Source organism: Dactylosporangium sp. NPDC049742, assembly GCF_040674675.1.
In the GTDB taxonomy this organism is placed as follows: domain Bacteria; phylum Actinomycetota; class Actinomycetes; order Mycobacteriales; family Micromonosporaceae; genus Dactylosporangium; species Dactylosporangium maewongense.
The window spans coordinates 93,221-119,372 of record NZ_JBFANF010000023.1 but is presented as its reverse complement, the minus strand read 5'-3'; the positions used below and the strand labels follow the sequence as shown (position 1 = coordinate 119,372).

Below are 26,152 nucleotides of genomic sequence, written 5' to 3'. Positions count from 1 at the left end.
CAGTACAGGATCTGTACTAGTCGCCGAGCCGACATTACGGTGCGCACATGGGAGCGTCGTACTACCAGTTCTGCCCGGTGGCCAAGACCATGGAGCTGCTCGACGAGCGCTGGACCCTGCTCGTCGTCCGCGAGCTCGTCGGCGGCGACCGGCACTTCAACGACCTGCGCCGCGGCCTGCCCCGCATGTCCCCGACGCTGCTGTCGAAGCGCCTCCAGCACCTGGTCGCCGCCGGCGTCGCCGAACGCCACAAGTCAGGCGTCGAGGTCCGCTACCGCCTCACCCCCGCCGGCCAGGAGCTCGCCCCGATCGTCGCCGCGCTCGGCGAGTGGGGCATCCGCTGGATCGGCCACCTCGGCGAGCAGGACCTCGACCCGAAGATCCTGCTGTGGGACATGCACCGCCGGGTCGACCACGACGCCCTCCCCTCCGGCCGGACCGTCATCCAGTTCGAGTTCCCGGCCGTCGCCGCCTCGCTGCGCAAGTGGTGGCTCGTCCTCACCCCCACCGAAGCGGACGTGTGCGACGCCGACCCCGGCTTCGACGTGGCCGTGCACGTGACCGCCGACCTGCGCAGCATGGTCGAGGTCTGGCTCGGCGACCTGGACTGGTCCGACGCCCTGCGCTCCGGCGCCGTCACCATCCAGGGCCCGCCCGACCTGCGCCGCGACGTGCCCGCCTGGTTCAAACTCATCTCCTTCGCCGCCGTCCCCCGCCCGGACCGCCCCGCCCGCCCCGTGGGCCTCCCCGTCTCGCCGCTCGCCCCCGAGGAGCTGTCGGCATAAGATGATATGATGACGATGATGTCGGAAGAGGAGTTCCTCGCACTCGATCCGACCCTGGACCGGGTGGAGCTCCTCGATGGGAGGTTGGTGACGGGCCCCCTGCTGAACAACAGTCACCAGCGGGTGTCGTCACTGCTGGCGAGCGCGCTCGACGGTCCAGCCGAGGCAGCCGGCCTGTTCGCACTGAAGGCAGTGAACGTCCGGCTGCGCCCCGGCCGGATCGTCATCCCCGATGTGATCGTGGCGGACACGGCCGACGATGACGAGCAGGTGCTGGAGGCCCGGCAACTGACCCTTGTCGCCGAGGTCGTGGCACGCGACAACACCCAGTCGGACCTCGTGGTCAAGATGCGGTGTTACGCGGAGGCGGGCATCGCCTGGTATCTCCTCGCCGAACAGGAGCCGCCGGGCGCGGTGACGCTCAGGCTGCACCGGCTCGACGGCGGCCGCTACGTCGAGGACGCAAGGCGGGACCGGGCGAGGCGCTCACGCTGACCGAGCCCTTGGCGGTCACCCTCGACCCCGCTGCCCTGTTGCCGTGGGGTCGGGGGCGAGCGGTCCGGCTCGGGCCGGCCCAGCGGCCGGGGGTCATGCCGCGGGGACCTCGGTGACGGTGGTGTAGACGGGTTTGCCCTCGGTGCGGGCCTGGGCGACCATCTCGTCGGCGCCGGTGGAGGGGCCGCCGATGCGCAGGACGGCGTCACAGTGGGTGAGGAGGCGGGCGGAGATCGGGTGGAAGATCTCGTCGAAGACGGGGTCGCCGACGGTGGTGGAGCCGGCGCGCTCGATGAGGGGCAGGGCGAGGGCCTCGCCGGTGACGGGGAGGTGGCCGCCGCGGAAGAGGGTGACGGCTGCGTCGTTCATGGCGTCGACGTTGGCCTGGAGCTTGGTGGGGTCGTCGCCGGTGCCCGAGCGGTACGGGCCGGCTACCAGGATCATCATGACGGGAACTCCTCAGGGTTGTCGGTGGTGATGACGTCAACGCCGGCCGCCCGCAGCGCTGCGAGCGTCTCGGCCGCGGCGTCCGTCGCGGCGGCGCCGTGGGAAGCGGCACTGCCGTAGGCGGCACCGCCGTCAGGTGTGGCGTTGCCAGGAGTGGCGTTGCCAGGAGTGGCGTTGTCAGGAGTGGCACCGGCCGAAGTGGCGCTGCGGGACGGACCGCCGGCCGGAGTGGCGGCGCCCGAAGTGGCGCTGATGGAAGGACCGCCGCCCGGAACACCGCCAAACAGAATGGCGCCGCCCGGACCACCACCGGTCGGGGTGGCGCCGCCGGAAGGGCCGCCGGCCGAAGTGGCGCTGATGGAAGGACCGCCGCCCGGAACACCGCCAACCAGAGTGGCGCCGCCCGGAGCACTGCCAACCAGAGTGGCGCTGCCCGGAGCACCGCCGGCCGGAGTGGCGCCGCCGGAAGGGCCACCGGCCGAAGTGACGCTGACTGAAGGATCGTCGCCCGCAGCAACGCCGGCCCGAGTGGCGGCGCCCGAAGCACCGCCGGTCCCAGTGGCGCTGGAGGTGGCGGCCGGTGGGGCGGCGGTGGACGTGACGAAGATGTCGGCGGCGGAGAGTGGGGCGACCCGGGCGAACGCCTGGACGCCCAGCTTGCTGGCGTCGGCGACCACGATGGTCCGGCCGGCGCGGCGCAGGGCGGCGCGCTTCACGGCGGCGTCGTCCAGGTCGAACTCGGACCAGCCCAGGTCGTGATGGACCGCGCCGATCGACATGATGAACGTGTCGAAGCGCAGCTGGTCCAGGGCGCTCAGGGCGAGCGGGCCGACCAGGCTGCGCTCCCCCGCGCGGGACTCGCCGCCCAGGATGAGCAGCCTGATGCCGGGCTGGTCGGCGAGCCGCACCGCCGCCTGCAGGCTGAGCACCGCCACCGTCAACGGCCCCGAGGGGGAAGGGGCGGCGCCGAAGCGGGCGGCCAGGGCGGCGGCCACCGCGGCGGTCGTGGTGCCGGCGTCGAGCAGGACGGTGCCGCCGGGGGCGATCAGGTCGGCGGCGGCCGCGGCGAGGCGGGCCTTCGTCGCCGACTGCCACTGGGCGCGGACGTCGAAGCCCGCCTCGTCCACCGGGACGTCCAGGGCGACGGCGCCGCCGCGGACCCGGCGGACCAGGCCCTGCTCCTGCAGCTGGTCGAGGTCGCGGCGGACGGTCATCTCCGAGACGCCGAGGCGGGTGGCGAGCTCGGCCAGGGTCAGCCGGCCGCTGCCACGGACGAGGCGCAGGGTGAGGTCGAGTCGATCCGGTGCGGGCACGGCACCGAATCTAACAAGACGTTGTGAAGTTTGAAAGATCTGTGTGAGGTTTACGCGACCGGGGTCGGCTGGCGGGGGGCCTTGGACGGCTCCGGCGCCGGGCGGCGGCGGAGGACGGCGTACGTGAGGGCGCCGAGCGGGATGATGATCCAGCAGGACAGCAGCCGGTAGACGAGCATCGCGGCGGCGGCCGGACCCTGCGGCGCGCCCGCCGAGACCAGGCCGGCCAGCAGGGCGACCTCCACCACGCCGATGCCGCCGGGGCTGATCGGCACCTGCCGGACCAGCTGCACCGTCAGGTACACCGTGGCCAGCGCGACCACGCTGACGTCGATGCCGAACGCGGCGGCCGTCGCGGCCAGGCAGGCGAAGTCCAGGCCCCAGTTGACGGTGGCGTGCACCAGCGACACCACCCAGGAGCGGGGCGGCAGGCGGCGCAGGTCGGCCACGGTGCGCGCGACCGCCGCCCTGGCCCGCGCGACCAGGCCGCCGGGCGCCCGGCCGGCCGGCTCCTCGTCGAGCGCGGGCGCGGGCGGCAGCGGGCCGCGGAAGAGCAGGAAGTCCAGGCCGAACACCACGGTGGCGCCGACCAGCAGGGTGAGGACCAGCGCGAGCGTGTGGCCGGTGCCGGTGGCGTCGCCGTGCGGGACGAGGACGACGGCGCCGTACATGAGCAGCAGCGCCAGACCGGACAGCAGGGACGACAGGACGGCCACGGCACCGGCGGTGCGGCGGGTGGCGCCGGCGGTGCGGAACTGGCGGAACGCGAAGCCCGCGGACACGGCCGAGCCGGCCGGCAGGCTGAAGGAGATCGCGGAGCGGGTGAAGGTGACCGCGACGGCCCGCGGCACCGACATCCGCACCCCGAAACCGGCGAGGAGGCGGCGCTGCTGGAGGGCGAAGTGCCGCAGGGAGACCAGCTCCGCCACCGCGGCGAGGACCAGCCACCAGGGGCTCGCGGAGGCGATGGTGTCGGCGATCTGGTCCGGGTCGGGCAGCTTGTCCTTGAGCGTGACCGTGGCCACACCCAGCACGACGAGCAGCGCGGCGATCCGCAGCGCCCGTTTCGTGCTCATGCCCTGTACTGTCCCATCCCTTGGTTGCGGCGCGGCCACATGGGCGACAGGAAGTGCGTTGCGCTCGTCACGCACGGAGGGTGAACCCATGCGAGGCTGGAGGCCATGAAGCGCCTGTCGAAGGTCGACCTCCACGACACGTTGCCCAAATCGGAGGCGGGCCCCCGGCTCGCGGCGGCCCAGGAGCGGCTGCTGCGGCTCCGGCTGACGCTCGGCGGGCAGATCGGTGGCGACAAGGCGCGGCTCGGACCGCCACTGTGCGTGATATTCGAGGGCTGGGACGCCTCCGGCAAGGGCGGCTCGATCAAGCGGCTCGTCGACCACCTCGACCCGCGGCACGTGCGGGTGGCGCAGTTCGCGGCGCCGACGTACGACGAGAAGCGGCACCACTTCCTGTGGCGGTTCTGGCCGGTGCTGCCGGGCTGGGGCGGGATGACGGTCCTGGACCGGTCCTGGTATGGCCGGGTCCTCGTCGAACGCGTCGAGCAGTTCGCGACCGAGGAGCAGTGGAGCCGCGCCTACGAGGAGATCGTCGAGTTCGAGCGGACGCTCGCCGCCGAGGGCATGGTCATCGTGAAGTTCTGGATGCACATCTCCGGCAAGGAGCAGCTGCGCCGCTTCCAGAGCCGGCGCGACGACCCGCTGCGCTCGTGGAAGCTCACCGACGAGGACTGGCGCAACCGGGAGAAGCGGCCCGCGTACAAGCAGGCGGTGGAGGACATGCTGGCCCACACCGACCACCCGGCCGGGCCGTGGCACGTCATCCCCGGCGACGACAAGCCCACGGCCCGGGTGCTCGTGGTGGAGCAGGTGTGCGCCGCGGTCGAGGAGGCCCTGGACCGCCACGGGCTCGAACTACCGGGCTGACGCGCCACCGTCGACGTACATCACCTCGCCGGTCATGAAGCTGGACGCCTCGGAGCCGAGGAACAGCACGGCCTTCGCGATCTCGTCGGGGGTGGCGGGCCGGCCGAGCGGGACGCCCGAAACCAGATCGGACGAGCCGGTGGACGTCTCGTACCGCTGCAGCATCGGCGTCTGGACCGGCCCCGGCGCGACGGCGTTGACCCGGATGCCGGTGCCGGCCGCCTCCAGGGCCGCCGAGCGGGTGAGCCCGTCGACCGCGTGCTTGCTGGCGACGTAGACGGCCGAGCCGGGCGCGCCCTGGTGGCCGAGCACCGACGAGACGTTGACGATGCTGCCGTGGCCCTGCTCGGCCATGACCCGCAGCTCGTGCTTCATGCTCAGCAGGGTGCCGAGCACGTTGGTGTCGAAGGTCGCGGCGTACGTGTCGGCGGTCTGCTCCACGACGGCGCCCGGGGTGCCCTCGGTGCCGGCGTTGTTGACCGCGACGTCGAGGGAGCCGAAGCGCGTGACGGTGTCGTCGACCAGCTGGCGGACGTCATCCTCGCGCCGCACGTCGGCGTGCATGAAGACGGCGCCGGCGGGCAGCTCGGCGTCGTGGCGGCCGGCGACCACCACGTCCGCGCCCTGGCCCGCGAACGCCTCGGCGGTGGCCCGTCCGATGCCGGTGAGGCCACCGGTGATCAGCACAGTTGTCATGCGCGGGTAGGTCCCCCGCGACGCACCCGATATGCCTAGCTGTGCTCGCGGATGTACTGCTGCGGGTCCTTGTCGCGGAACGTCAGGCCCTTGCCGCTCGGGTGCTCGCCGTAGAACGTGAGCCACTGCGCGCCGAGCGACACCCGCAGGTCCATGTCGGCGTGCTTGCGGAAGTCGGGCAGCACCTCGTCCTCCTCCTCGGCGAGGTGCTCGCTGTTCTCGGTGCGGGCCTCCCACACCGCCTTCCACCAGCCGTCGGAGCCGACCGCCTGGGAGCGGGCCGCCTCGATCGCGTCGCGGATCTTGTTGTGGTCCCGGATCGCGTCGTCGGTCTCCTCGTCGGCGTCGTCGGAGCGTTTGAGCAGGTGCGGGTACAGGATCCGCTCCTCGGCCTCGGCGTGGATCTCCAGGTGGAGGGCCAGGGACTCCCACACAGCGGTAAGCTGCTCCTCGCCGCGGGCGTCGTCGAGGCGGGCGAAGCCGCGGCGGAACGCGTGGTGGTCGTCGAGGATGAGCGCGGTGATGTCCTCCATGCAAGCATCATCACCCGCGGGACGAATTCCGAAACGCGCTCAGCCATGATGTCCCGATGAACACGCTGCGCGCGAGGCTTCCCGACTGGTTCGCCGGCGGGCTGCTGGCCGTGGCCGTCCTGTGCGCCGTCGCCGCGGTCTCCGCGGCGCTCGGGTCGCGGGTCCACCCCGTGCGGGTCACCGTCGACGCGCTGCTGCTGCCGGCGCCCGCGAACCTCGGCTACGCCGCGATCCTGGCGACCCTCGCCGCCGCCGTGCACAACCGCAAGCGCGTCATCTACTGGATCCTGGCGCTGTTCCTCGGCGCGCAGCTGCTGTTCGACGTGTTCGTGCTGCTCGGCGGCGCCGAGCGCGGCGAGGAGGCGCGGGAGCTGCGGCTGCCGTGGCACGGCGCGGCGGCCGGCCTGGCCAACGCCGTCATCACCTCCGTGCTGCTGGTGCTGCTGTGGCTGGCCCGTGGCGGGTTCTCCGCCCGCGTCCAGCGGGCCAGCCTGCCGAAGGCCCTCGCCACCCTCGGCGTGCTGATCAGCGCGTTCACGCTGCTCGGCTGGGGGCTGGTCGAGCTGTTCCCGGGCTCGCTCGGGCCGGGGGCGGGGCGCCTCGCGTACAGCGGCAAGACCGTCCTCGGTGGAGCGTTCGGCTTCGACGTGGGGCTGCACGGCCGGGCCCCCGGCTGGGTCAACCTGATCCTCGGCGCGTTCGGCGCGATCGCCCTGTTCGCCGCCCTGTTCGCGCTGCTGCGCTCGCAGCGGGCCACCGCGTCGCTGGACGCCGACGAGGAGCGGCGCGTCCGGCAGCTGCTCGCCGCGCACGGCCGCCGCGACTCGCTCGGCTACTTCGCGACCCGCCGGGACAAGGAGGTCGTGTTCTCCCCCACCGGGCGCGCCGCCGTCACGTACCGGGTGGTCTTCGGCGTCTCCCTCGCCAGCGGCGACCCGCTCGGCGAGCCCGACGCGTGGCCGCCGGCGATCGAGGCGTGGCTGCGGGAGGCCCGCGACTACGCGTGGACCCCGGCGGTGATGGGCGCGAGCGAGGAGGGCGCGACCGCGTACGCCCGCGCCGGGCTGCGCGTCATCCAGCTCGGCGACGAGGCGATCCTGCACGTGCGCGACTTCGACCTCGAGGCGCCGCGGCTGCGGCAGGTCCGCCAGGCGGTGCACCGGGTCGAGCGGGCCGGTTACACGGTGCGGATCCGCCGGCACGCCGACATCGGCGCGCAGGAGATGGCGCGGATCATCGAGCTCGCCGCCCGCTGGCGCGACACGGAGACCGAGCGCGGCTTCTCGATGGCGCTCGGCCGGCTCGGCGACCCCAACGACGGCCAGTGCGTGCTCGTCGAGGCGCACAACCGCGACGGCCGGGAGGTGGCGCTGCTGTCGCTCACGCCGTGGGGTGCCGACGGGCTGTCCCTCGATCTCATGCGCCGCGACCGGGCCAGCGACAACGGCCTGGTCGAGCACATGGTGGCGACGCTGATGCGGGAGGCGCCGCGCCTCGGTGTCGAGCGGGTGTCGCTGAACTTCGCCGTGTTCCGGGCCGTGTTCGAGGAGGGGGCGCGGATCGGCGCGGGGCCGGTGCTGCGGCTGTGGCGGACGCTGCTGCTGTTCGCGTCCCGCTGGTTCCAGCTGGAGTCGCTGTACCGCTCCAACGTGAAGTACAACCCGCAGTGGCTGCCGCGGTTCCTGTGCTTCGAGGACGTCCGGGACCTCGCGAAGGTGGGTCTCGCGTCGGCGGCGGCCGAGGGGTTCCTGGTCGTGCCCAACCTGCGCACCCTGCTGCGGCGGGGCACGCCGGTCTCCAGCGAGGCGCCGCGGGCGCTGATCGAGGTCGAGCCCGCCCCCGCCGTCCAGGACCGGCGGCCGGAGCAGGTCAGGGTCCGGCTCGCCAAGCTCGAGGCGCTGCGCCGCGACGGCGTCGACCCGTATCCGCCGGGGTTCGCCCGGACCCACGAGATCGCCGCGATCCGGGCGGCGCACCCCGGCCTCCCGCCCGGCACCAGCACCGGCGAGCGGGTCAGCGTGGCCGGCCGGGTGGTGCGGCTGCGCGACCACGGCGCACTGTGCTTCGCCACCCTGCGCGACTGGTCCGGCGACCTGCAGGTCATGATCAGCGGCGACCCGTCGTTCGCGGCCACGGTCGACCTCGGCGACCACGTCGGTGTCGGCGGCGTCGTCGGCACGACGAAGCGCGGCGAGCTGTCGGTCCTGGCGGACCGTTGGTGCCTGACGGCCAAGTGCCTGCGCCCCCTGCCGGACAAGCACCGCGGGCTCGCGGACCCGGAGGCGCTGGTCCGGCAGCGGCACGTCGACCTGATCGTCAACTCGACGCCCCGCGACATGGTGCGGCTGCGCTCCGCGGTCGGTTTCGCGCTGCGCGCCGTCCTGCATGGCCGCGACTTCGTCGAGGTGGAGACGCCGGTGCTGCAACGGGTGCACGGCGGCGCCAACGCCCGGCCGTTCGTGACCCACTCCAACGCCTACGACATGGCGCTCTTCCTGCGGATCGCGCCCGAGCTGTACCTCAAGCGCCTCGCCGTCGGCGGGGTCGAGCGGGTCTTCGAGATCGGCCGCAACTTCCGCAACGAGGGCGTCGACGCCACCCACAACCCCGAGTTCACGATGCTGGAGGCCTACGAGGCGTACGGCGACTACACCACGATGCGCGACCTGGCCCGCTCGCTGATCCTCGCCGCCGCCGAAGCGGGCCCCGGGTTCGTGCTCACCCGTGGCGACGAGGTCGTCGACCTGCGGGACGAGTGGCCGGTGGTGCCGGTGTACGAGGCGGTCTCCCGGGCGGCGGACGCGACGGTCACGCCGGCCGCCTCCGTCGACGACCTGCGGGCGGTCGCGGACCGGCACGGCGTCGGGTGGCAGGAGGGGTGGACCCACGGCCAGCTCGTCCTCGAGCTCTACGAGCACCTGGTCGAGGGCGCCACGGTCCGGCCGACGTTCTACACCGACTTCCCCGTCGACGTGTCGCCGCTGACCCGCCAGCACCGCGACGACCCGCGCCTCGCCGAGCGCTGGGACCTGGTCGCGTTCGGGATGGAGCTCGGCACGGCGTACACCGAGCTCGTCGACCCCGTCGAGCTGCGCGCCCGGCTCACGGCCCAGTCGTTGCGGGCGGCGGCCGGCGACCCGGAGGCGATGTCGCTGGACGAGGACTTCCTGGACGCGTTCGAGTTCGCGATGCCGCCGAGCGGCGGGCTGGGCCTCGGCGTCGACCGGCTCGTCATGATGCTGACCGGCCGGACGATCCGTGAGACCCTTCCATTCCCACTCGTGAAGAACAGTTCAGGCCGGAATGTTTAAGTCTCGCTGCGCGGGGAAACGTGGTTCTGATGCGCGTCACTGACGAAAGCCCGACGCTCGACGTGCTCGAGCGTCTGTCCGCCGCCACCGACCGGGTGACCTTCGAGTCGCTGCTGCGCCAGCTCGGGCTGCCGGAGGGCGTGCTCCGGGGCCGGCTGCGCAGCCTCGTGGACCGCGGCTGGGTTGTCGCCGAGCCCGACGACAGCTACGCCATCGGCGTCGTGGCGCTGCGACCGGGCAGCGCCTATCTGCTGGCCGACCGCACCGTCCGGCTCGCGGCGCCGCTGCTGACGCAGCTGCGGGACCGGCTCGACGAGGCGGTGCGCCTGGTGCGTCTCGACCCGCCCGGCATCGTCTGCATCGCGAGCCGGGAGCCGGCGCAGGACACGGCCGGCTCCGCCGTCGGCCGGCGGATGCCCGCCTACGCCTCCGCCAGCGGCAAGGCGGTCCTCGCGGAGCTGCCCCGGGAGCGGGTCGTCGCGCTGCTGGATCTCGGGGGGTTCGAGGCCCACACCAGCGAGTCCGTCGCCGACCGGGCGGCGCTGTTCGAGGAGCTGGCCGAGACCAGGGCCCGCGGATGGGCGTACGAACGCGGCCAGTTCCAGCCGGGGGTCGGCTGCGTCGCGGCGGCCGTGCCCGGCACCACCGACGCGATCAGCGTGAGCGTGCCGCTCGCCCGGCTCACCGACGACCACGCCGTCGAGATCGCCGCCAACCTGGTCCGCACCACCGAGGAGCTCGGCGAGGCGTTGCGCCGCTGACCATGACATAGATCCAATTCCGGTACCATGGGGTATGAACGTCGAGCGCACCGACCTCCCCGGCATCGGCACGAGCCACGTGGTGACCACCGCCCGTGGCCGCCGGATCGGCATCGTCTCCCACCGCAGCGGGCGGCGTGACCTCGTCATCTACGACAAGGAAGACCCCGATACCAGCGTGGTCTCCGTGGCCATGTCCGCGGAGGAGTCCAACACGGTCGCCGAATACCTCGGCACCGCGCGGATCGTGGAGCACCTCGCCGAGCTGCAGCGGCAGGTGACCGGCCTCGTCACCGAGCAGCTGGTGCTGGCGCCGGGCTCGCCGTACGACGGCCGCACCCTCGGCGACACGCAGGCCCGCACCCGCACCGGCGCCTCGATCGTCGCCGTGCTGCGCGGCGGGACCGTGCACGCGAGCCCGCGACCCGACTTCGGCCTGGTCGCCGGCGACACGATCGTCGTGGTGGGCACCGCCGCCGGCACCGAGGGCGTCGCGACGCTCCTCACCGACGGATAGGGGCCGCCGGTGCACCACGACACGATCCTCATCGAGCTCGGTGCGGTCATCCTCGCACTGGGCCTGCTCGGCGCCCTGTCCCTGCGGTTCTCGATCTCGCCTATCCCGCTGTACCTGCTGGCCGGTCTCGCGTTCGGCGCCGGCGGCGTGCTGCCGCTGACCACCAGCACCGAGTTCATCTCCGCCGGCGCGGAGATCGGCGTCATCCTGCTGCTGTTCACGCTCGGCCTGGAGTACACCGCCCCCGAGCTCGTCGGCACCCTGCGCTCCTCCGCGCCCGCCGGCATCGTCGACCTCGTGCTCAACGCCGCGCCGGGCGTCGCGGCCGCGCTCATCCTCGGCTGGGGTCCGGTCGCCGCGGTCGCGATGGGCGGCATCACGTACGTGACGTCCTCCGGCATCACCGCGAAGATCCTGGCCGACCTCGGCTGGCTCGGCAACCGCGAGACCCCGGTCGTGCTGTCGCTGCTGGTCTTCGAGGACCTGATGATGGCGCTGTACCTGCCGATCCTGACCGCCCTGCTGGCCGGCGTCGGCCTGCTCGGCGGCGCCGCGACCCTCGCGATCGCCGCCGCCACGATCAGCGCCATCCTCCTCGTCGCGCTGCGCTTCGGGCACATCGTGGAGCGGTTCGTCGCCTCCGACAGCGACGAGGTGCTGCTGCTCAAGGTGCTCGGCCTGACCGTGCTCGTCGCCGGCGTGGCCGAGCTGCTGCAGGTGTCCGCGGCCGTCGGGGCGTTCCTCGTCGGCATCGCGCTGTCCGGGCCGCTGGCGCACACCGCACGGGAGCTGCTGACGCCGCTGCGGGACCTGTTCGCGGCCGTGTTCTTCGTCTTCTTCGGCCTGCAGACCGACCCGCGGGCGCTGCCGCCGGTGCTCGGCGTCGCGGCGCTGCTCGCGCTCGCCGGGATCGTGTCGAAGATGGCGACCGGGTGGATCGCGGCCCGGCGGGCCGGGGTGGCGATCACCGGCCGGGTCCGGGCCGGCGCCGCGCTGCTGCCGCACGGCGAGTTCAACATCGTCATCGCGGGGCTCGCGGTCGCGGCCGGCACCAACGCGAAGCTCGGGCCGCTCGCCGCCGCGTACGTGCTCATCCTGGCGATCCTGGGGCCGCTCGCGGCCCGTGCGGCGGAGCCCCTCGCCCGGCTCTACCTGCGCAAGCGCAAGCGACCGGCGACCACATAACGGCTCGACAAGTATGCCCGAAATACGGAATTTCCCTTAACTGTCCGCCTTTGCCCAGGTCAGCGTGTTTGGCTCTGCGGCGGAGGTTGCCACGGCAACGCGGCCGTGGCGGACAGGGGGAATCACCATGCTCAAGCACACCAAGCTGCTGCCCGCGGTCGGCGCCGCCGCACTGCTCGCGACGCTCGTCGGCGCGCCGCCGGCGTCCGCCGCGGGTGCCGGCGGTCCCGGCGGCTTCGGCAACGCCACCACCGCGTCGAAGAAGGCGCCGTCGGCGGCCTGCAAGGAGCTGACGACCGACGGCGGCTTCGAGATGCCGAAGGTCAAGGGCGCCGACTGGATGCTGTTCGACGAGGACGACGTGCCGGGCTGGCGCACCGACGACCCGGAGGGCCAGATCGAGATCTGGAAGAGCGGCATGGACGGCGTGCCGGCCCGCTTCGGCAGCCAGTTCGCCGAGCTCAACGCGACCGGCTCCGGCAACTCGATCTACCAGGACATCAAGACCAAGCCCAACTCGAAGATCTACTGGTCCTTCTGGATCCGGGCCCGGGACACCTCCGACGGCAAGGACGTCGACGCCACCCAGATCCACTTCGGCCGCACGCCGAAGAACGACAACGGCAACGTCAACGGGGTCGGCTCGACCTTCGCGTACATGAACACCGCGACCGACGTCTCGTGGCGGCGGCTGTCCGGCTGGTACCAGACGGGCTCCAACCAGACGATGACCCGGGTGACGCTGACGGCCGTCGAGAGCGCCTCGACCGACGAGGGCTACGGCAACCTGGTCGACGGTCTCACCGTCGTCGACAACAAGAAGTGCATCTAGTCCGGCCGAACGGTCGTGGATCGCTGCTCCGGGCGGCGGTCCACGACCGTCCCGGGCCGGATCCCGGAAGCGCACGACGCGACCGGGGGTGAGCCGGCCGGGCTCGACCGGTGCGCAGATGACGACGTCGCCCGGCGCGACCGCGGGCTGCATGGACCCGCTGAGCACCACCGACGAGGACCAGCCCAGCGCCAGCGGCACCAGGGTCACGGCGAGCAGGCTGAACACGAAGCCGAGCACGCCCGCGGCGACCGGCTGGACCAGCGCCGGCCAGTCCGTCCGTCGCGGCCACCGCGCGGTGGCGGAGGCGGGCCGGGCGTGCGGAGCGGTCATGCCCTCGATCGTCGGCACGCGGGCCGCCGACCTGAGCCCGCGGGTCAGGCGAGGCTGACGTCGTCGGCGTCGGAGCCGGTCTCGAAGCCGGGGTCGGTCAGCAGGTTCGTGGCGCAGCCCACCGCGACCGTGCCGGTCGCCGCTGCGGACGTCCAGCCCGACAGGTACGAGAAGACGCGGTACGTGTACGTCTGCCCGCCGGCCATGCCGGTGTCGGTGGCGCTGGTCGCGGCGGTCCGCACGGTGTTCTGGGTGGTGCCGGACAGCTGCCGCTGAGGCGCCCGGCCGTGAGCGGGCCCGAGGTCTTGACTCTCAAGTTACGGCGCAGTTACGGTGCTGTTCGATATAAATGCGAGTCTGAATATTTATTCAGACGAGATCGCTTCCCTACTGGCAGCCCCCAGCACGACGGGGGCCGATGGCGGCTGCCCGACTCCGGAAGGAACGTGCCAATGCGAGCGCGAACGCTCCGCAGGTGCCTGGTCGCCGCGGCCCTGGCAGTGACCCTGCCGCTCACGGCCGCGACCGCCGCCCTGGCCGCCGACGAGGACGGCGACTCCCAGGGCCGGCAGTCCCAAGGCTCGGCGGTCACCAAGCCGCGCATCATCGTCTCGCAGGACGGCGAGGTGGACGACATGGACTCGTTCATCCGCTTCCTGTACTACGCGAACGAGTTCGACATCCAGGGCATCGTCTACTCGAGCTCGCAGTACCACTACGCCGGCGACGGTGCGGGCGTGCAGCCGTTCCGCTGGACCGGCACCGAGTGGCTCAACCACTACATCGACCTGTACGAGCAGATCTACCCGAACCTGCGCAAGCACGCGGACGGCTACCCGAGCCCCGCGAAGCTCCGCTCGCTGTACAAGATCGGAAACATCGACAACGTCAGCGAGATGGACAAGGTCACCGAGGGCTCCGAGCTGATCCGGAAGGTGATCCTCGACGACCGGCCCGGCCCGCTGTACATCCAGTCGTGGGGCGGCCTGAACACCACCGCACGGGCGCTGAAGTCCATCCAGGAGCAGTACCAGAACGACCGCCGGTGGCCGGAGATCCAGCGCCGGATCAGCCAGAAGGTCGTGATCTACAACATCCTGAACCAGGACTCGACCCTCAACGGCTACATCAAGCCCAACTGGCCCGACATGAAGATCGTCGACAACCAGAGCCAGTTCTGGAGCTTCGCCTACCTCTGGACGCGCCAGGTGCCGGCCGCCAACCAGTACGCGCTCAGGGCGCCGTACATGGAGCAGAACTTCCTGACCGGGCACGGCGCGCTGCTGGAGCAGTACCGCACCTACCGCGACGGCAAGCCGACCCCCGGCGACGACCAGAACAACCGCTGGCGGCCGGAGCAGAACCTCAGCTACGGCGTGCACGACTTCATCTCCGAGGGCGACTCCCCGTCGTTCATGTACCTGCTCGACTTCAACGGGCTGCGCTCGTCGGAGAACCCGACGTACGGCGGCTGGGGCGGCCGGTTCGCCACGAACGCCACCGGCTGGATCGACACCACCGACGTCAACCCGAACACCGGCGCGAACGACCGGGCGTACCCGCAGACCCGGTGGGTCGCCGACCTGCAGAACGACTTCGCGGCGCGGGCCGACTGGGGCGTCGCCGCGAAGTACGGCGACGCGAACCACAACCCGGTGGCCTCCGTCCGCGAAGGCCTGGACCTGCAGGCGAAGGCCGGCAAGACGCTGACCCTGCACGGCCGCGGCTCGGACCCGGACGGCGACAGCCTGACCTACCGCTGGTGGGAGTACACCGACGCCGACACCTACGCCGGCACGATCGCGCTCGCCGGTGCGGACACGGCGACCACGTCGTTCACCGTCCCCGCCGACGCCAAGCCGGGTGACACCATCCACCTCGTCCTCGAGGTCACCGACAACGGCACCCCCGCGCTCAAGCACTACCAGCGGGTCATCGTCACGGTGAAGTAGAACGGTTCCAGGGCCTTCAGGGCCGGCCCACTCGCCGGGTCGGCCCTGAAGGCTTCGCGGGGGAACACTTGGGGTAGCAGTCGGAAGACACCACGCCGGAATCGGGAGGCGTCGCAATGTCCGTCCAGCTCAACCACACGATTGTCGCGGCCCGCGACAAGGAGACATCGGCCGGTTTCCTGGCGACGATGCTGGGGGTGCCGGTGGGTCAGCGGTTCGGCCCGTTCGTCCCGGTCGAGGTCAGCAACGGCGTCACCCTGGACTTCGCCGACGCCGGCGACCGGCCGGTCACCGCGCAGCACTACGCGTTCCTGGTGTCGGAGCCCGAGTTCGACGCCATCTTCGGCCGCATCCAGCAGGCTGGGGTGACCTACTACGCCGATCCGCACCACGACCAGCCGCAGGAGATCAACCACCGCGACGGCGGCCGGGGCGTGTACTTCGACGACCCCAGCGGACACAACCTGGAGATCCTCACGCGCCCGTACGGCAGCGGACCCGCCTGACCCTCCTCGTTTCCTGTGACCTGATACATAACGTGCTTTTATAAGTGCGTGATACAAATTGAGGCATGGTCCTCGTTGACTCCGCGCGGCTGACGACGGCCGTCGAGCGGCTGTTCAGCCTGCTCCGGCAGGGAAACCCGCCCAACGACATCAGCCTGACCGCCGCGTCCACGCTGCGCCGGCTGGAGCGGGAGGGGCCGCGCCGGCTCACCGAGCTCGCCGCCGCGGAGGGCGTCACGCAGCCCGCGATGACGCAGCTCGCCCAGCGCCTCGAGCGTGACGGCCTCGCCGAGCGCACGACCGACCCCACCGACGGCCGGGTCGTGCTCGTGCGGGTCACCCAGGCCGGCCGCGACCTGCTCGCCCGCCGCCGGAAGGTGCGCGCCGCGCACCTGCAAGACCTGCTGTCCTCGCTGTCCGCAGACGACCAGGCGCTGCTCGCGGCCGCGCTGCCGGCGCTGGAAAGGCTCGCACCGTGACCTCGACGCTTCCCGGCCTCCGCGGCGCCCTGGTCGGCGGGACCGATCACCCGCACTACAAGTGGGTCGCGCTGTCCAACACCACCCTCGGCATGCTGATCGCCACGATCAACTCCTCGATCGTGCTCATCTCGCTGCCCGCCATCTTCAACGGCATCCACCTCGACCCGCTCAGCCCCGGCAACGTCAGCTACCTGCTGTGGATGCTCATGGGCTACATGCTCGTCAGCGCCGTCCTCGTGGTGACCCTCGGCCGCCTCGGCGACATGTACGGCCGCGTCCGCATCTACAACGCCGGCTTCGCGCTGTTCACGATCACCTCGATCGCGCTGTCCCTCGACCCGTTCGACGGTGGCGGCGGCGCCCTGTGGCTGATCGGCTGGCGCGTCCTGCAGGCCGTCGGCGGCTCGATGCTCATGGCCAACTCCGCCGCGATCCTCACCGACGCCTTCCCGGCCGCCCAGCGCGGCATGGCCCTCGGCGTCAACATCGTCGCCGGCATCGCCGGCTCCTTCATCGGCCTGGTCCTCGGCGGCCTCCTCGCCGAGTGGAACTGGCGCGCCATCTTCTGGGTCAACGTGCCCATCGGCGTGATCGGCACCATCTGGGCGTACCGCTCGCTGCACGACACCGGCGTGCGCCGGCCCGGCCGCATCGACTGGTGGGGCAACCTCACCTTCGCCGTCGGCCTCACCGCCCTGCTCGCCGGCATCACGTACGGCATCCAGCCCTACGGCGGCCACAGCCAGGGCTGGACCAACCCGTGGGTGCTCGCCGGCCTCATCGGCGGCGTCGCCGTGCTCGGCCTCTTCGCCTGGATCGAGACCCGCGTCGACTCGCCGATGTTCCCCCTGGGCCTGTTCCGCAACCGGGCGTTCGCCTCCGGCAACATCGCCGGCCTGCTCGCCTCCATCGCCCGCGGCGGCCTGCAGTTCATGCTGATCATCTGGCTGCAGGGCATCTGGCTGCCCCTGCACGGCTACCGCTACGAGGAGACCCCACTCTGGGCCGGCATCTACCTGCTGCCGCTCACCGTCGGCTTCCTCGCCGCCGGCCCCATCGCCGGCCACCTCTCCGACAAGTACGGCCCGCGCCTCTTCGCCGCCTGCGGCCTGCTCGTCATGGCCCTCTCGTTCGGCGGCCTGCTCATCCTGCCGACCGACTTCAGCTACTGGGCCTTCGCCTTCCTCGTCTTCCTCAACGGCCTCGGCGGCGGCCTCTTCGCCGCCCCCAACACCAGCCTCGTCATGTCCAGCGTCCCCGCCCACCTCCGCGGCGCCGCGTCAGGCATGCGGGCCACCTTCCAGAACGCCGGCATGGTCCTCTCCATCGGCGTCTTCTTCTCCCTGATGGTCGCCGGCCTCTCCAGCTCGCTCCCCTCGACCCTCGACACCGGCCTCACCGCCCAGGGCGTGCCGGCCTCCGCCGCGCACACCATCGCCAACCTCCCGCCCGTCGGCACCCTCTTCGCCGCCTTCCTGGGCTACAACCCGATCGCCGCCCTGCTCGGCCCGCAGCTGCTGGGCCAGCTCCCGGCCGCGAACGCCACCACCCTCACCGGCCGCGAGTTCTTCCCCCACCTGGTCTCCGGCCCCTTCCACGACGGCCTGGTCGTCGTCTTCTGGCTGGCCATCGCCATGTCGGTCGTGGGTGCCCTCGCCTCCCTCATCAAGGCCCCCCGCGGGCCGGAGAACGCGGTCGCTGAGTAACGCCACGGACCCAGCGACCTCAGAAACGGGCCGGTGCCTCTGTGGGGAGGCGCCGGCCCGTCTGCCTGCCGGTGGTTAGATGGGCCGGTGACCACCTCATGGGACGAGGACTTCACTCCTTCGGCCGCCGCCCGCAACACCTTGCAGTGGGCCCTCGAGATGGGCGCCTCAACCCTGGGCGAGGCCTACGACATGCTCGAACAGCTCTCCCTCAGCAACGACGTCCCCGAGGTCCTGGGCCACGACGACACCATCGAGGACGTCCGCGAGGAACTCAACTTCGCCCTCGACACCGCCGGCCCGGACACCCCGCTCACCGCCCTGCTCTAGCACGGCCCGACCGGGGGCCACGCCTGGTCAGGTGCGGGGGTGGCCGGTGACGCCGTCGAGGATGGTGGTCAGGGTGTGGTGGAAGGTCTCGCCGGCGTCGAGGTGGGCGCCGTCGTGGACGAGGCGGGCGACGGTCGGGTAGCGGCCGGTTTCGAGCATGCGGGTGAGGTAGGGGCCGAGGGCGGCCTGCCAGGCGGACATGTCGGTGCCGGTGGTGCGGGCGGTGCGGCGCTCGGTGATCTCGCGGCGGAGCGCGCCGACGATGAAGGCGTTGAGGGCGCCCAAGGCCCGCTGGAGGTCGTCGATGCCGTGCACGCCGGGGGCCTGGCTGAGCGCCGCCGCGGTCGACTCACCCACGGCGAGCGCGTGGGGGCCCAGGTGTGGCCGCGCGCCGAGCAGGTCGGCGAACCACTCGTGGTCGAGGGCGGCGGCGCGGGTCCGGTGGACGATGGCCAGCACCGTGGCCCGCCACCCCGACTCCTGAGCGGAGTCCTGGCCGGCCTCGGCGATCCGGGCGTAGACGGCGTCGACCATCAGGTCGAGCAGCTCGGATCGGTTGGTCACGTAGTCGTACAGCCGCATCGGGCCGACGCCGAGCTCCTTGGCGATCTTGCGCACGGACAGCCCTTCGAGGCCGTGCTCGTCGGCGAGCCGGATCGCCGCGGCGGCGATCTTCGCGCGGGTCAGCGGCACCGGCGCCGCCCGCGGCTGGGGCTCGGGCCGTTCCCAGACGGGCAACGGTGCGCTACCGTACGGCGTATCCATAAGGTACAGCGTACGGTAAGGGAGACGACGATGCGAATCGCGATCGCCGGTGGTGGCCTCGGCGGGCTGACGCTGGCCCGGATCCTGCACCGGCACGGCATCGACGCGGTGGTGTACGAGCGCGAGGCGGGCCGGTCCGCGCGGTCCCAGGGCGGGTCGCTCGACCTGCACCCGGAGTCCGGGCAGCGGGCCCTGGCCGAGGCGGGCCTCGCCGGCCGGTTCCGGTCCACCGCACGGCCGGAGGGCGAGGAGCATCGCATCCTCGACCCGGCCGGACGCGTGCTCGTGCACCACACGCCACGACCCGGCTCGTTCGACGGACGCCCCGAGATCGACCGCGCCGCGCTGCGCGACCTGCTGCTCGACTCGCTCCCCGGCGACGCGGTGGCGTGGCGGCACCGGCTCGTCGCGGCGACGCCCCGGCCCGGCGGAGGGTTCGGGCTGGCGTTCGAGGGCGGCCACGGCGCCGGCTGCGACGTCCTCGTCGGCGCGGACGGCGCGCGCTCGGCCGTCCGGGCGCTGCTGACCGGCGCGCCCCTGTCCTGCGTGGCCGTCCTGGTCGAGCTGGGCATCCGCGACGCCGACCGGCGCCACCCCGACCTCGCCGAGCTGGTCGGCCCCGGAAACCTCTGGTGCATCGGTGTCAGCCGGATCCTGGCGGCGCAGCGCCTCGGCGACGGCAGCATCCGGGTCGGGATCACCCTGCCCGCGGACGAACTGCAAGCGGACGATCGCCTGGACACCTACCGCGGCAAGACCGCCCTGCTGGAGCTGTTCGACGGCTGGGACCCCGCCCTCACCGCGCTCATCGAGGCCGGCGACGGCCCGCCGGCGCCGCGCAGGATCGAGGCGATGCCCACCGGCACCCGCTGGGCCCACCGGCCGGGCGTCACCCTCATCGGCGACGCCGCGCACCTCATACCGCCGGTCGGTGAGGGCGCCAACCAGGCCATGCTCGACGGGGCCGAGCTCGCCGCCGCGCTCGCCGCCCACCCCGCCGACCCCGACGCGGCGATCCGGGCGTACGAGGAGGCGATGTTCACCCGGATCCACCCGATCGCCGAGATGTCCGCGCGGGTCCAGGCGATGATGCTGTCCCCCACCGCGGCCGACGACATCGTCCGCTTCTTCACGCGGCCCGCCGAGCCCGCCGCCGCGAACTGACAAGACCCGGCGTCACTCGAGGAAGTCGGGGAGGGAGGCGAGCCGGGACTCGAGGAAGGCGCGTTCGACCTCGTTGTCGCACAGGGCGATGGCGGTCCGGTAGGCGGCCGCGGCGTCCGGATGGCGGTGCAGGCGGCGCAGCAGGTCGGCGCGGGTCGCCGGCAGGTAGTGGTACGACGCCAGGCGGGGGTCCGCGGCCAGCTCGTCGACCAGGGCCAGGGCGGCTGAGGGGCCGTCGGACATGGCGACGACGACCGCCCGGTTCAGGGCGACGACCGGCGACGGCCAGGCGCGCAGGAGCAGGTCGTACAGGCCGCGCAGCTGCCGCCAGTCGGTGGCGGCGTAGGTGGGGGCCTCGGTGTGGACGGCGGCGATGGCGGCCTGCAGGGCGAAGCGGCCCGGGCGGCCGCCGCGCAGCGCGGCGCGGACGAGGTCGAGGCCGGCGGTGATCTGGGCGCGGTCCCAGCGGGTGCGGTCCTGCTCCTCCAGCAGCAGCAGGCGGCCGTCGGGCGCGGTCCGGGTGGCGCGGCGGGCGTCGTGCAGGAGCATGAGGGCGAGCAGGCCGCGGGCCTCGCGCTCGTCGGGCATGAGGGTGCACAGGGTGCGGGCCAGGTCGAGGGCGCGGTCGACGAGGTCGGCGCGGACCAGCCCGGGGCCGGTCGGGGCGGCGTGGCCGGTGGTGAAGACCAGGTGCACGACGGTCAGGACGGCGTCGAGCCGGTCGGGGAGCTGTTCGAGGGGCGGCACGCGGTACGGAATGGCCGCCGCGGCGATCTTCTTCTTGGCGCGGGTCACCCGGGCCGCCATGGTCGGCTCGCTGACGAGGAAGGCGTGGGCGATCTCCTCGGTGGTCAGCCCGCAGACGAGGCGGAGCGTGAGGGCGAGCTGGGCCTCCCGGGCCAGCGCCGGGTGGCAGCACGTGAACACCAGGCGCAGGCGGTCGTCGGGGATCTCCTCCGGGGGGTCGTCCCCGGCGTCGGGGACCACCAGGAGCGGCAGCTTCGAGCGCAGCGTCGCGGCGCGCCTGTGGGCGTTGAGGGCGCGGCGCTGCGCGGCGACGGTCAGCCAGGCGGCGGGGTTGGCCGGCACGCCCTGGCGCAGCCAGGCGTCCATGGCGGCGACGTACGCGTCCTGGACGCACTCCTCGGCGAGGTCGAGGTCGCGCGCGACGCGCACCGTCGCGGCGAGCACCCTGGCCCACTCGCGACGGTGCGCGTCGGCGACCGCCTGCCTGACAGCGGCGGACTCCACGAACGGCGCGGCCTACTCGAAGACCATCACCGGGCGGACCTCGACGCCGCCGAAGCGGGCCGGGCACAGCTTGGCGATCTCCAGCGCCTCGTCGAGGTCCTTCGCCTCGATCACGTAGTAGCCGCCGAGGACCTCCTTGGTCTCGACGAACGGGCCGTCGGTGACGACGTCGCCGCGGATCGAGGTGGCCGTCGCGACCGCCTGGAGGGCGTTGCCGCCGACCAGCCGCTCGCCGACCTGTTCCGAGAAGCGGTTGTGGGCGTCCATGACCTCCTGGTACACGGACTTGTCGGCGCTCTCGTAGTCCGCCTCGTTCTCGTAGATGAGGATCAGGTACTGGGCCATCGTGGCTGCTCCTTCAAGGGAATGCGTCCTCTTACACTCCTACGTCAATCGGCACCCGGCCCGAATCGACAGGCCGGGCGAAAAATTTGTACGCGAGTGCGCAGCCGGCCACGGCGAGGGTGCCCAGGACGTACCAGCCGCTGAGTGCGAGCAGCCCGAACGACGCGGCGCAGGCGACCGCCGCGCACCACCACACGGGTGTGCGGCGCGGCAGGAGGCGCAGCGCGGCGGCGGTGCCCAGCACGTACACGAGGACGAACGCGCCGCTGGTGAGCAGGACCAGCGGGCGGGTGCCGGTGCCGGTCACGGTCACGAGCAGCAGCGACGCGCCGCCCAGCGCCGCGACGACGGCGAGGCTGCGCCGGGGCACCTCGCCGGCGCCGCTGCCCCGCCCGAACCACGCTGGCAGTGCCCGGTCGCGGCCGAGCGCGGCGCCGAGCTTGGCCGCGCCGGCGTAGTAGGCGTTCATCGTGCCGAGCGTCAGCAGCACCGCGGCGCCGGCGGTGAGCACCTTGACCTGCCCGCCGACGCCGCGGGCGAGCAGCTCGGCGAGGGGTGCGTCGCCGGGCGCGGGGCCCAGCACCAGGATGCTGGCGGCGGCGATGCCGAAGTACAGCACGCCGACGACGACCAGGGCGATCGCCGTGGCCCGGGGCAGGTCGCGGGCGGGGTGCCGGAAGTCGGCGGCGAGGGACGTGACCGCCTCCCACCCGGCGAACCCCCAGACCAGCAGGGCCGCCGCCGACCCGACCGCCCACCAGCCGTGCGGGGCGAACGGCCGCAGGTTGCCGGGGTCGGCGTGCGGCAGCGCGGTCACGGTCGCCGTCAGCAGCAGCGTGACGAGCAGCAGCGCCAGCCCGAGCTGCAGCCGGCCGGACACCCGCACGCCCCCGAGGTTGCCGGCCGTCACCACGAGCATGAGCGCGGCGGCCGTCAGCAGCTCCGTGCGGGTGCCGCCGCCGAGCGCCGCGGCCACGTACGCCCCGGCGAACAGCGCCGCGGCCGGCGCGCCGACCGGCACGGCGAGGTAGAAGCACCAGCCGACGACCGCCGCGGCGCGGTCGCCGAACGCCTTGCCCGCGTACGTGGCGACGCCGCCCGAGTCGGGGAACCTGGCGCCGAGCGCCGCGAACGTCGCCGCGAGGGGCACCGACAGGGCGATCAGGGCGGCCCACGCGACGAGCGACGCCGGTCCGGCGGTCTGCGCGGCGAGGGCGGGCAGCGCGATGACCCCGGTGCCGAGGACCGCGCCGATGGACAGGGCCGCCCCTTGGGGCACGTTCAACATGCCTGCTATTCGACATCGCCCGCGGATCAAGGGCGAGTGGCAGGAATGCCATGTTGGGTAAGATTCCAGCCATGCGTCATCTCGTCGGCGTCGCCGTCACCGAGGACATGCCGGTCTTCGAGCTGGCCGTGCCGTGCGAGGTGTTCGGCATCGACCGGTCCGACCTGGCGGACCCCTGGTATGAGCTGCGCTTCGCCGCCGCCGCGCCGGGCGTCGTCCCGGCCCGCTCCGGGCTGTCCGTGACCGCACCCTACGACCTCGGCACGCTGGCCGACGTGGACACGCTGATCATCCCGGCGTTCGCCCGGGCCAGGCAGGTGGAGCCCCCGCCGGCGCTGGTCGAGGTGGTGCGGGAGGCGCACCGGCGCGGCCGGCGGATCGTCGCGATCTGCACCGGCGCGTATGTGCTCGCCGCCGCCGGCCTCCTCGACGGCCGCCGCGCCACGACCCACTGGATGAACGCCTTCGACTTCGCCCAGCGCCACCCGGCCGTCACGTTCGACCCCGACGTGCTGTACACGAGCGACGGCACGATCTTCACCTCGGCCGGCACCGGCGCCGCGATCGACCTCTGCCTGCACCTGGTCCGCCTCGACCACGGCGCCGCGGTCGCCAACGAGGTCGCCCGGCGCATGGTCGTCCCGCCGCACCGCGACGGCGGGCAGTCGCAGTTCGCCCACCCGCCGCAGCGCCCCCGCACCCCGGACGGGCTCGGCGTCGCCCTCGACTGGGCCAGGGCCCGCCTCGACCAGCCGCTGACCGTCGCCGATCTGGCCCGCGAGGCCCGCCTGAGCCCCCGCACGTTCGCCCGCCGCTTCCGCGAGTCGGTCGGCACCAGCCCGCTGCAGTGGCTGCTGCGTCAGCGGGTACGACTCGCGCAGGAGCTCCTGGAGACCACCGACGACTCGATCGAGCGCATCGCCCACCGGACGGGCCTCGGCACCCCCGCCAACCTGCGCGCCCACTTCGCCCGCCAGACCAGCGTCACCCCCACCACCTACCGCCAGGTCTTCCACCGCTGATCCGGAGTGTTCCGTGACCGTCGACGAGCTCATCCGCGTCTTCGCCGCACAGCGCCCGGACCTGGACTGGGTCCGGGCGGTGCAGCCGTTCCTGCCGGCGCTGCGGCGGGAGCACATGACCGCGCTGCTGGCGGCGCTCCCCCGGGCCGACCGCCGGACCCGGGTGGAGCTGGTCCGCGTCGTGGCGCCGCACCTGGACCGCGCGCAGGTCGCCGAGGTGGCCGAGGTCGTCGCGACGACCAAGGGCGCCGAGGCGCGGCTGGCGGCCCTCGGCCTGCTCGCCGACCGGCTGCCCGGCGAGCAGCGCGACGACGCCGTCTCCGCCGCCGTGCGGCGCGCCGTCAAGGTGCCCGCCGAGGCGGACGACCTGGTCGCCCGCGGCGGCTCGCCTGACGCCGGCCTGCTGTGCTGCTGCGCGCCGCACCTCGGCACCGCGCAGCTCGACCGGGCCCTCGACCTGGTGTCCGACCCGCGGTTCGACTTCATCGCCGGCGGCGAGGAGCTGCTGGCGCTCCGGCCGCACCTGTCGCCCGCGCAGCGGAGCCGGGCGGCGCGGGACCTCGTCGCCCGGACGGTCCGCACCCGTGGCGCGCTGGACCACCGCTCGGTCGCCGCCCTCGCCGCGCTGGCGGGCGACCTCACCGACGCCCAGGTCGACACCGTCGTCGGGACGGCCCCGCTGCCGTACGAGAGCCACCACCGCGCCTGGCTGACCACCGCCGTGCTGCCCCGGCTGACCGCCGCCCAGGCGGCCCGGGCCCTGGAGCACGCCCTCGCGATCCCAGACCCCGACTGGCGCACCCCGCTCCTGGGCGACCTGTTCCCCCGGCTCGACGCGGACGGGCGCGACCGGGTGATCGCGTCCACCCACACCATCGTCGGCCCGGCGGAACGGGTGGCCGCCGTCGCCTCGTACATCGGCCATCTCCCAACGGCCGCGCAGGACGCCCACCTCGCGGCGGCGCTCACCTTCGCCGGGGCGGTCGCCGAGCCGTACCGGCGCGCGATCGCCCTCGCCCACCTGGCGGCGGCCGTCCCGGCACCGGCGCGGGATCACCCGCTGCGCCTGGCGTTCACGACCGCCCTGTCGGTGGACCGCCGCGACCGCCGGCTCCGCGCCCTGACCGCCGTGGGCGCCGCGATCACCGGCATCGACCCGGAGGCGCTGGTCGTCCGCCCCCCCGATCCCGATCGGCACCCCGTCGTCCACGAGCTGACCCGGCCGGAGCGCGCGCACTCGGACCGGCCGGAGCGCGGCGTCAGGCCGGGCGGAGGGCGGCGAAGACGCCGGGCCAGTTCGCCGGCAGGTTGTCCCAGATGAAGCGCTGGTAGCGGGTCATGAGGCCGACGGCGGCGGCGGCGCGCACCTCGGTGTCGTCGGAGCGGGTCGCCGCCACGCACCGGTCGAGGCAGTCCCATTCCTCCCGGTCGCGCTCCGGTACGCCGATCGTGGCCAGCGCCGCCTGGACGGCATCGTCCTCGAAGAAGCCGTCGTCCCACGCGGTCGCCGCGCCCAGCAGGTACATCAGCTGCGTGCTGGGCGTCAGCCGCTGCGCCGCGAGCGTCCCGCTGTCGTAGGTGCGGTCCTCGTCCTCGCCCACGATGCCGGACTCCCCGACGGACAGGTCGACCAGGTCCCGCCAGTAGTCGACGTCGTGCGCCCCGTCCCGCTGCAGCATGTGCCGGCTCGCGAACTCCGCCATCCGCGCCGGGTCCTCGACCAGCGGCGAGACCGCGGTGTCCATGCTGTAGTCGAACCCGAAGTACCACCGGCGGCCGTCGACCACCATCGACTCGATGCCGCCGACCTGCCCTTCGCGGTCCGCGATCGGCGTGATGTCTCCCATGACGGGCGAGCGTAGTACGGCGGCCGGGCCCGACCGGCAGGCCCGACCGGCAGGCCCGACCGGCAGGCCGGAAGGTCCTGCCGGTCGGCGTCCCGGTCCGAAGGGTCAGCAGGGAATCAGCTCGCCGCGGCGGGCCCGGACCCGGGTGCCGTCCACCAGCGTGATCTCGACCCGGCCGTTGGCGTCGGTGTCGCCGAACGCGTAGATCTCCTTGCCGTCGTGCGGGGCCAGCTCGGCGTGGTGCACGCCGTTCCGGTCCGGCCGCAGGACCCATTTCAATTCCGGCGATTTACCCATTTCGCCCACCCCCTTCGTCCGAGGCTAACGGGCGAGACGGGCGCCC

29 protein-coding genes are annotated in these 26,152 nt (G+C 73.1%); 17 read left to right on the top strand and 12 right to left on the bottom strand.

What is annotated here, in order from left to right:
* Positions 1-47: 47 nt before the first annotated feature.
* Positions 48-785 carry a helix-turn-helix domain-containing protein gene (locus AB0J72_RS26990; RefSeq protein ID WP_363403248.1) on the top strand — a complete coding sequence of 246 codons (738 nt, stop codon included), beginning with the start codon at positions 48-50 and terminating at the stop codon, positions 783-785.
* Between the two features lie 9 nt (positions 786-794).
* Positions 795-1,280 carry a Uma2 family endonuclease gene (locus AB0J72_RS26985; RefSeq protein ID WP_363403246.1) on the top strand — a complete coding sequence of 162 codons (486 nt, stop codon included), beginning with the start codon at positions 795-797 and terminating at the stop codon, positions 1,278-1,280.
* Positions 1,281-1,373: 93 nt separating this feature from the next.
* Here AB0J72_RS26985 and AB0J72_RS26980 read toward each other — a convergent pair whose 3' ends face one another.
* The 3 genes from AB0J72_RS26980 to AB0J72_RS26970 are packed head-to-tail and all read right to left on the bottom strand — an operon-like array spanning position 1,374 to position 4,116.
* Positions 1,374-1,727 (bottom strand): DUF4406 domain-containing protein, encoded by a 354-nt coding sequence (locus tag AB0J72_RS26980; protein ID WP_363403244.1) that lies wholly within the window; start codon positions 1,725-1,727, stop codon positions 1,374-1,376.
* Positions 1,724-3,040 (bottom strand): DeoR/GlpR family DNA-binding transcription regulator, encoded by a 1,317-nt coding sequence (locus AB0J72_RS26975; RefSeq protein ID WP_363403242.1) that lies wholly within the window; start codon positions 3,038-3,040, stop codon positions 1,724-1,726. The genes AB0J72_RS26980 and AB0J72_RS26975 overlap by 4 nt, the downstream gene beginning before the upstream one ends.
* Positions 3,041-3,090: 50 nt before the next feature.
* Entirely contained in the window at positions 3,091-4,116 is a 1,026-nt protein-coding gene (locus AB0J72_RS26970; protein WP_363403240.1) for a YbhN family protein, read from the bottom strand.
* 105 nt (positions 4,117-4,221) lie between these two features.
* On the opposite strand from AB0J72_RS26970, the gene AB0J72_RS26965 reads away from it, so the two are divergent.
* Positions 4,222-4,983: a UDP-galactose-lipid carrier transferase gene (locus tag AB0J72_RS26965; protein WP_363403238.1), complete on the top strand. Its 762-nt coding sequence runs from the start codon at positions 4,222-4,224 to the stop codon at positions 4,981-4,983.
* Here AB0J72_RS26965 and AB0J72_RS26960 read toward each other — a convergent pair.
* Both AB0J72_RS26960 and AB0J72_RS26955 read right to left on the bottom strand, forming a co-directional pair.
* Positions 4,972-5,679 (bottom strand): SDR family oxidoreductase, encoded by a 708-nt coding sequence (locus AB0J72_RS26960; RefSeq protein WP_363403236.1) that lies wholly within the window; start codon positions 5,677-5,679, stop codon positions 4,972-4,974. The two genes, AB0J72_RS26965 and AB0J72_RS26960, sit on opposite strands and share 12 nt — an antisense overlap.
* A 35-nt stretch (positions 5,680-5,714) precedes the next feature.
* On the bottom strand, positions 5,715-6,212 hold the full coding sequence (locus tag AB0J72_RS26955) for a hemerythrin domain-containing protein (protein WP_363403234.1): 498 nt from the start codon (positions 6,210-6,212) through the stop codon (positions 5,715-5,717).
* A gap of 56 nt (positions 6,213-6,268) precedes the next feature.
* Here AB0J72_RS26955 and lysX point away from each other — a divergent pair, with 56 nt between their 5' ends.
* From lysX to AB0J72_RS26925, 6 genes are all read left to right on the top strand, one after another.
* Complete coding sequence (gene lysX / locus AB0J72_RS26950) at positions 6,269-9,523, top strand: bifunctional lysylphosphatidylglycerol synthetase/lysine--tRNA ligase LysX (protein ID WP_363403232.1); 3,255 nt, start codon at positions 6,269-6,271, stop codon at positions 9,521-9,523.
* A gap of 29 nt (positions 9,524-9,552) precedes the next feature.
* Positions 9,553-10,284, top strand: a complete 732-nt coding sequence (locus AB0J72_RS26945) for an IclR family transcriptional regulator (protein ID WP_363403230.1) — start codon at positions 9,553-9,555, stop codon at positions 10,282-10,284.
* A gap of 34 nt (positions 10,285-10,318) precedes the next feature.
* Positions 10,319-10,801: a cation:proton antiporter regulatory subunit gene (locus tag AB0J72_RS26940; RefSeq protein WP_363403228.1), complete on the top strand. Its 483-nt coding sequence runs from the start codon at positions 10,319-10,321 to the stop codon at positions 10,799-10,801.
* A 9-nt stretch (positions 10,802-10,810) separates the two neighbouring features.
* A complete protein-coding gene (locus tag AB0J72_RS26935) occupies positions 10,811-11,986 on the top strand; it encodes a cation:proton antiporter (RefSeq protein WP_363403226.1) in 1,176 nt (391 codons plus the stop codon).
* Positions 11,987-12,113: 127 nt separating this feature from the next.
* The gene (locus AB0J72_RS26930; RefSeq protein ID WP_363403224.1) at positions 12,114-12,818 is read left to right on the top strand and encodes a hypothetical protein; all 705 of its coding nucleotides are present in this window, start codon (positions 12,114-12,116) and stop codon (positions 12,816-12,818) included.
* Between the two features lie 118 nt (positions 12,819-12,936).
* Entirely contained in the window at positions 12,937-13,209 is a 273-nt protein-coding gene (locus AB0J72_RS26925; protein ID WP_363403222.1) for a hypothetical protein, read from the top strand.
* On the opposite strand, the gene AB0J72_RS26920 is transcribed toward AB0J72_RS26925, so the two are convergent.
* Positions 13,196-13,393 carry a hypothetical protein gene (locus AB0J72_RS26920; protein WP_363403220.1) on the bottom strand — a complete coding sequence of 66 codons (198 nt, stop codon included), beginning with the start codon at positions 13,391-13,393 and terminating at the stop codon, positions 13,196-13,198. The two genes, AB0J72_RS26925 and AB0J72_RS26920, sit on opposite strands and share 14 nt — an antisense overlap.
* A gap of 210 nt (positions 13,394-13,603) precedes the next feature.
* On the opposite strand from AB0J72_RS26920, the gene AB0J72_RS26915 reads away from it, so the two are divergent.
* The 5 genes from AB0J72_RS26915 (at position 13,604) to AB0J72_RS26895 (ending at position 18,127) form a co-directional block, all read left to right on the top strand.
* Complete coding sequence (locus AB0J72_RS26915; RefSeq protein ID WP_363403218.1) at positions 13,604-15,103, top strand: nucleoside hydrolase-like domain-containing protein; 1,500 nt, start codon at positions 13,604-13,606, stop codon at positions 15,101-15,103.
* 116 nt (positions 15,104-15,219) lie between these two features.
* Complete coding sequence (locus AB0J72_RS26910; protein WP_363403217.1) at positions 15,220-15,609, top strand: VOC family protein; 390 nt, start codon at positions 15,220-15,222, stop codon at positions 15,607-15,609.
* A gap of 65 nt (positions 15,610-15,674) precedes the next feature.
* Complete coding sequence (locus AB0J72_RS26905; protein ID WP_363403215.1) at positions 15,675-16,088, top strand: MarR family transcriptional regulator; 414 nt, start codon at positions 15,675-15,677, stop codon at positions 16,086-16,088.
* Positions 16,085-17,797 carry an MFS transporter gene (locus AB0J72_RS26900; RefSeq protein ID WP_363403213.1) on the top strand — a complete coding sequence of 571 codons (1,713 nt, stop codon included), beginning with the start codon at positions 16,085-16,087 and terminating at the stop codon, positions 17,795-17,797. The genes AB0J72_RS26905 and AB0J72_RS26900 overlap by 4 nt, the downstream gene beginning before the upstream one ends.
* 87 nt (positions 17,798-17,884) lie before the next feature.
* Positions 17,885-18,127, top strand: coding sequence for a hypothetical protein (locus AB0J72_RS26895; RefSeq protein ID WP_363403211.1), 243 nt, complete (start codon positions 17,885-17,887; stop codon positions 18,125-18,127).
* A gap of 27 nt (positions 18,128-18,154) precedes the next feature.
* Here AB0J72_RS26895 and AB0J72_RS26890 read toward each other — a convergent pair whose 3' ends face one another.
* Complete coding sequence (locus tag AB0J72_RS26890) at positions 18,155-18,892, bottom strand: TetR/AcrR family transcriptional regulator C-terminal domain-containing protein (protein ID WP_363403209.1); 738 nt, start codon at positions 18,890-18,892, stop codon at positions 18,155-18,157.
* 30 nt (positions 18,893-18,922) lie between these two features.
* Between AB0J72_RS26890 and AB0J72_RS26885 the strand changes: the two genes are divergently transcribed.
* A complete protein-coding gene (locus AB0J72_RS26885) occupies positions 18,923-20,056 on the top strand; it encodes an FAD-dependent monooxygenase (protein WP_363403207.1) in 1,134 nt (377 codons plus the stop codon).
* Positions 20,057-20,068: 12 nt separating this feature from the next.
* Here the strand turns inward: AB0J72_RS26885 and AB0J72_RS26880 are convergent, their stop codons facing one another.
* The 3 genes from AB0J72_RS26880 to AB0J72_RS26870 all read right to left on the bottom strand — a co-directional run bounded on the left by AB0J72_RS26880 (position 20,069) and on the right by AB0J72_RS26870 (position 22,940).
* The gene (locus AB0J72_RS26880) at positions 20,069-21,247 is read right to left on the bottom strand and encodes a DUF6596 domain-containing protein (protein ID WP_363403326.1); all 1,179 of its coding nucleotides are present in this window, start codon (positions 21,245-21,247) and stop codon (positions 20,069-20,071) included.
* Positions 21,248-21,319: 72 nt separating this feature from the next.
* Positions 21,320-21,652 carry a YciI family protein gene (locus AB0J72_RS26875; protein ID WP_354901373.1) on the bottom strand — a complete coding sequence of 111 codons (333 nt, stop codon included), beginning with the start codon at positions 21,650-21,652 and terminating at the stop codon, positions 21,320-21,322.
* Between the two features lie 31 nt (positions 21,653-21,683).
* Positions 21,684-22,940: an amino acid permease gene (locus tag AB0J72_RS26870; protein WP_363403205.1), complete on the bottom strand. Its 1,257-nt coding sequence runs from the start codon at positions 22,938-22,940 to the stop codon at positions 21,684-21,686.
* A gap of 71 nt (positions 22,941-23,011) precedes the next feature.
* Between AB0J72_RS26870 and AB0J72_RS26865 the strand changes: the two genes are divergently transcribed.
* Together AB0J72_RS26865 and AB0J72_RS26860 are read left to right on the top strand one after the other, a co-directional pair.
* The gene (locus AB0J72_RS26865; protein WP_363403203.1) at positions 23,012-23,962 is read left to right on the top strand and encodes a helix-turn-helix domain-containing protein; all 951 of its coding nucleotides are present in this window, start codon (positions 23,012-23,014) and stop codon (positions 23,960-23,962) included.
* A 13-nt stretch (positions 23,963-23,975) separates the two neighbouring features.
* Entirely contained in the window at positions 23,976-25,283 is a 1,308-nt protein-coding gene (locus tag AB0J72_RS26860) for a hypothetical protein (protein WP_363403201.1), read from the top strand.
* Here the strand turns inward: AB0J72_RS26860 and AB0J72_RS26855 are convergent.
* Both AB0J72_RS26855 and AB0J72_RS26850 read right to left on the bottom strand, forming a co-directional pair.
* Positions 25,222-25,809 (bottom strand): hypothetical protein, encoded by a 588-nt coding sequence (locus AB0J72_RS26855; RefSeq protein ID WP_363403199.1) that lies wholly within the window; start codon positions 25,807-25,809, stop codon positions 25,222-25,224. The genes AB0J72_RS26860 and AB0J72_RS26855 overlap by 62 nt on opposite strands.
* 105 nt (positions 25,810-25,914) lie before the next feature.
* A complete protein-coding gene (locus AB0J72_RS26850; protein WP_344502264.1) occupies positions 25,915-26,106 on the bottom strand; it encodes a hypothetical protein in 192 nt (63 codons plus the stop codon).
* Positions 26,107-26,152 lie beyond the last annotated feature (46 nt).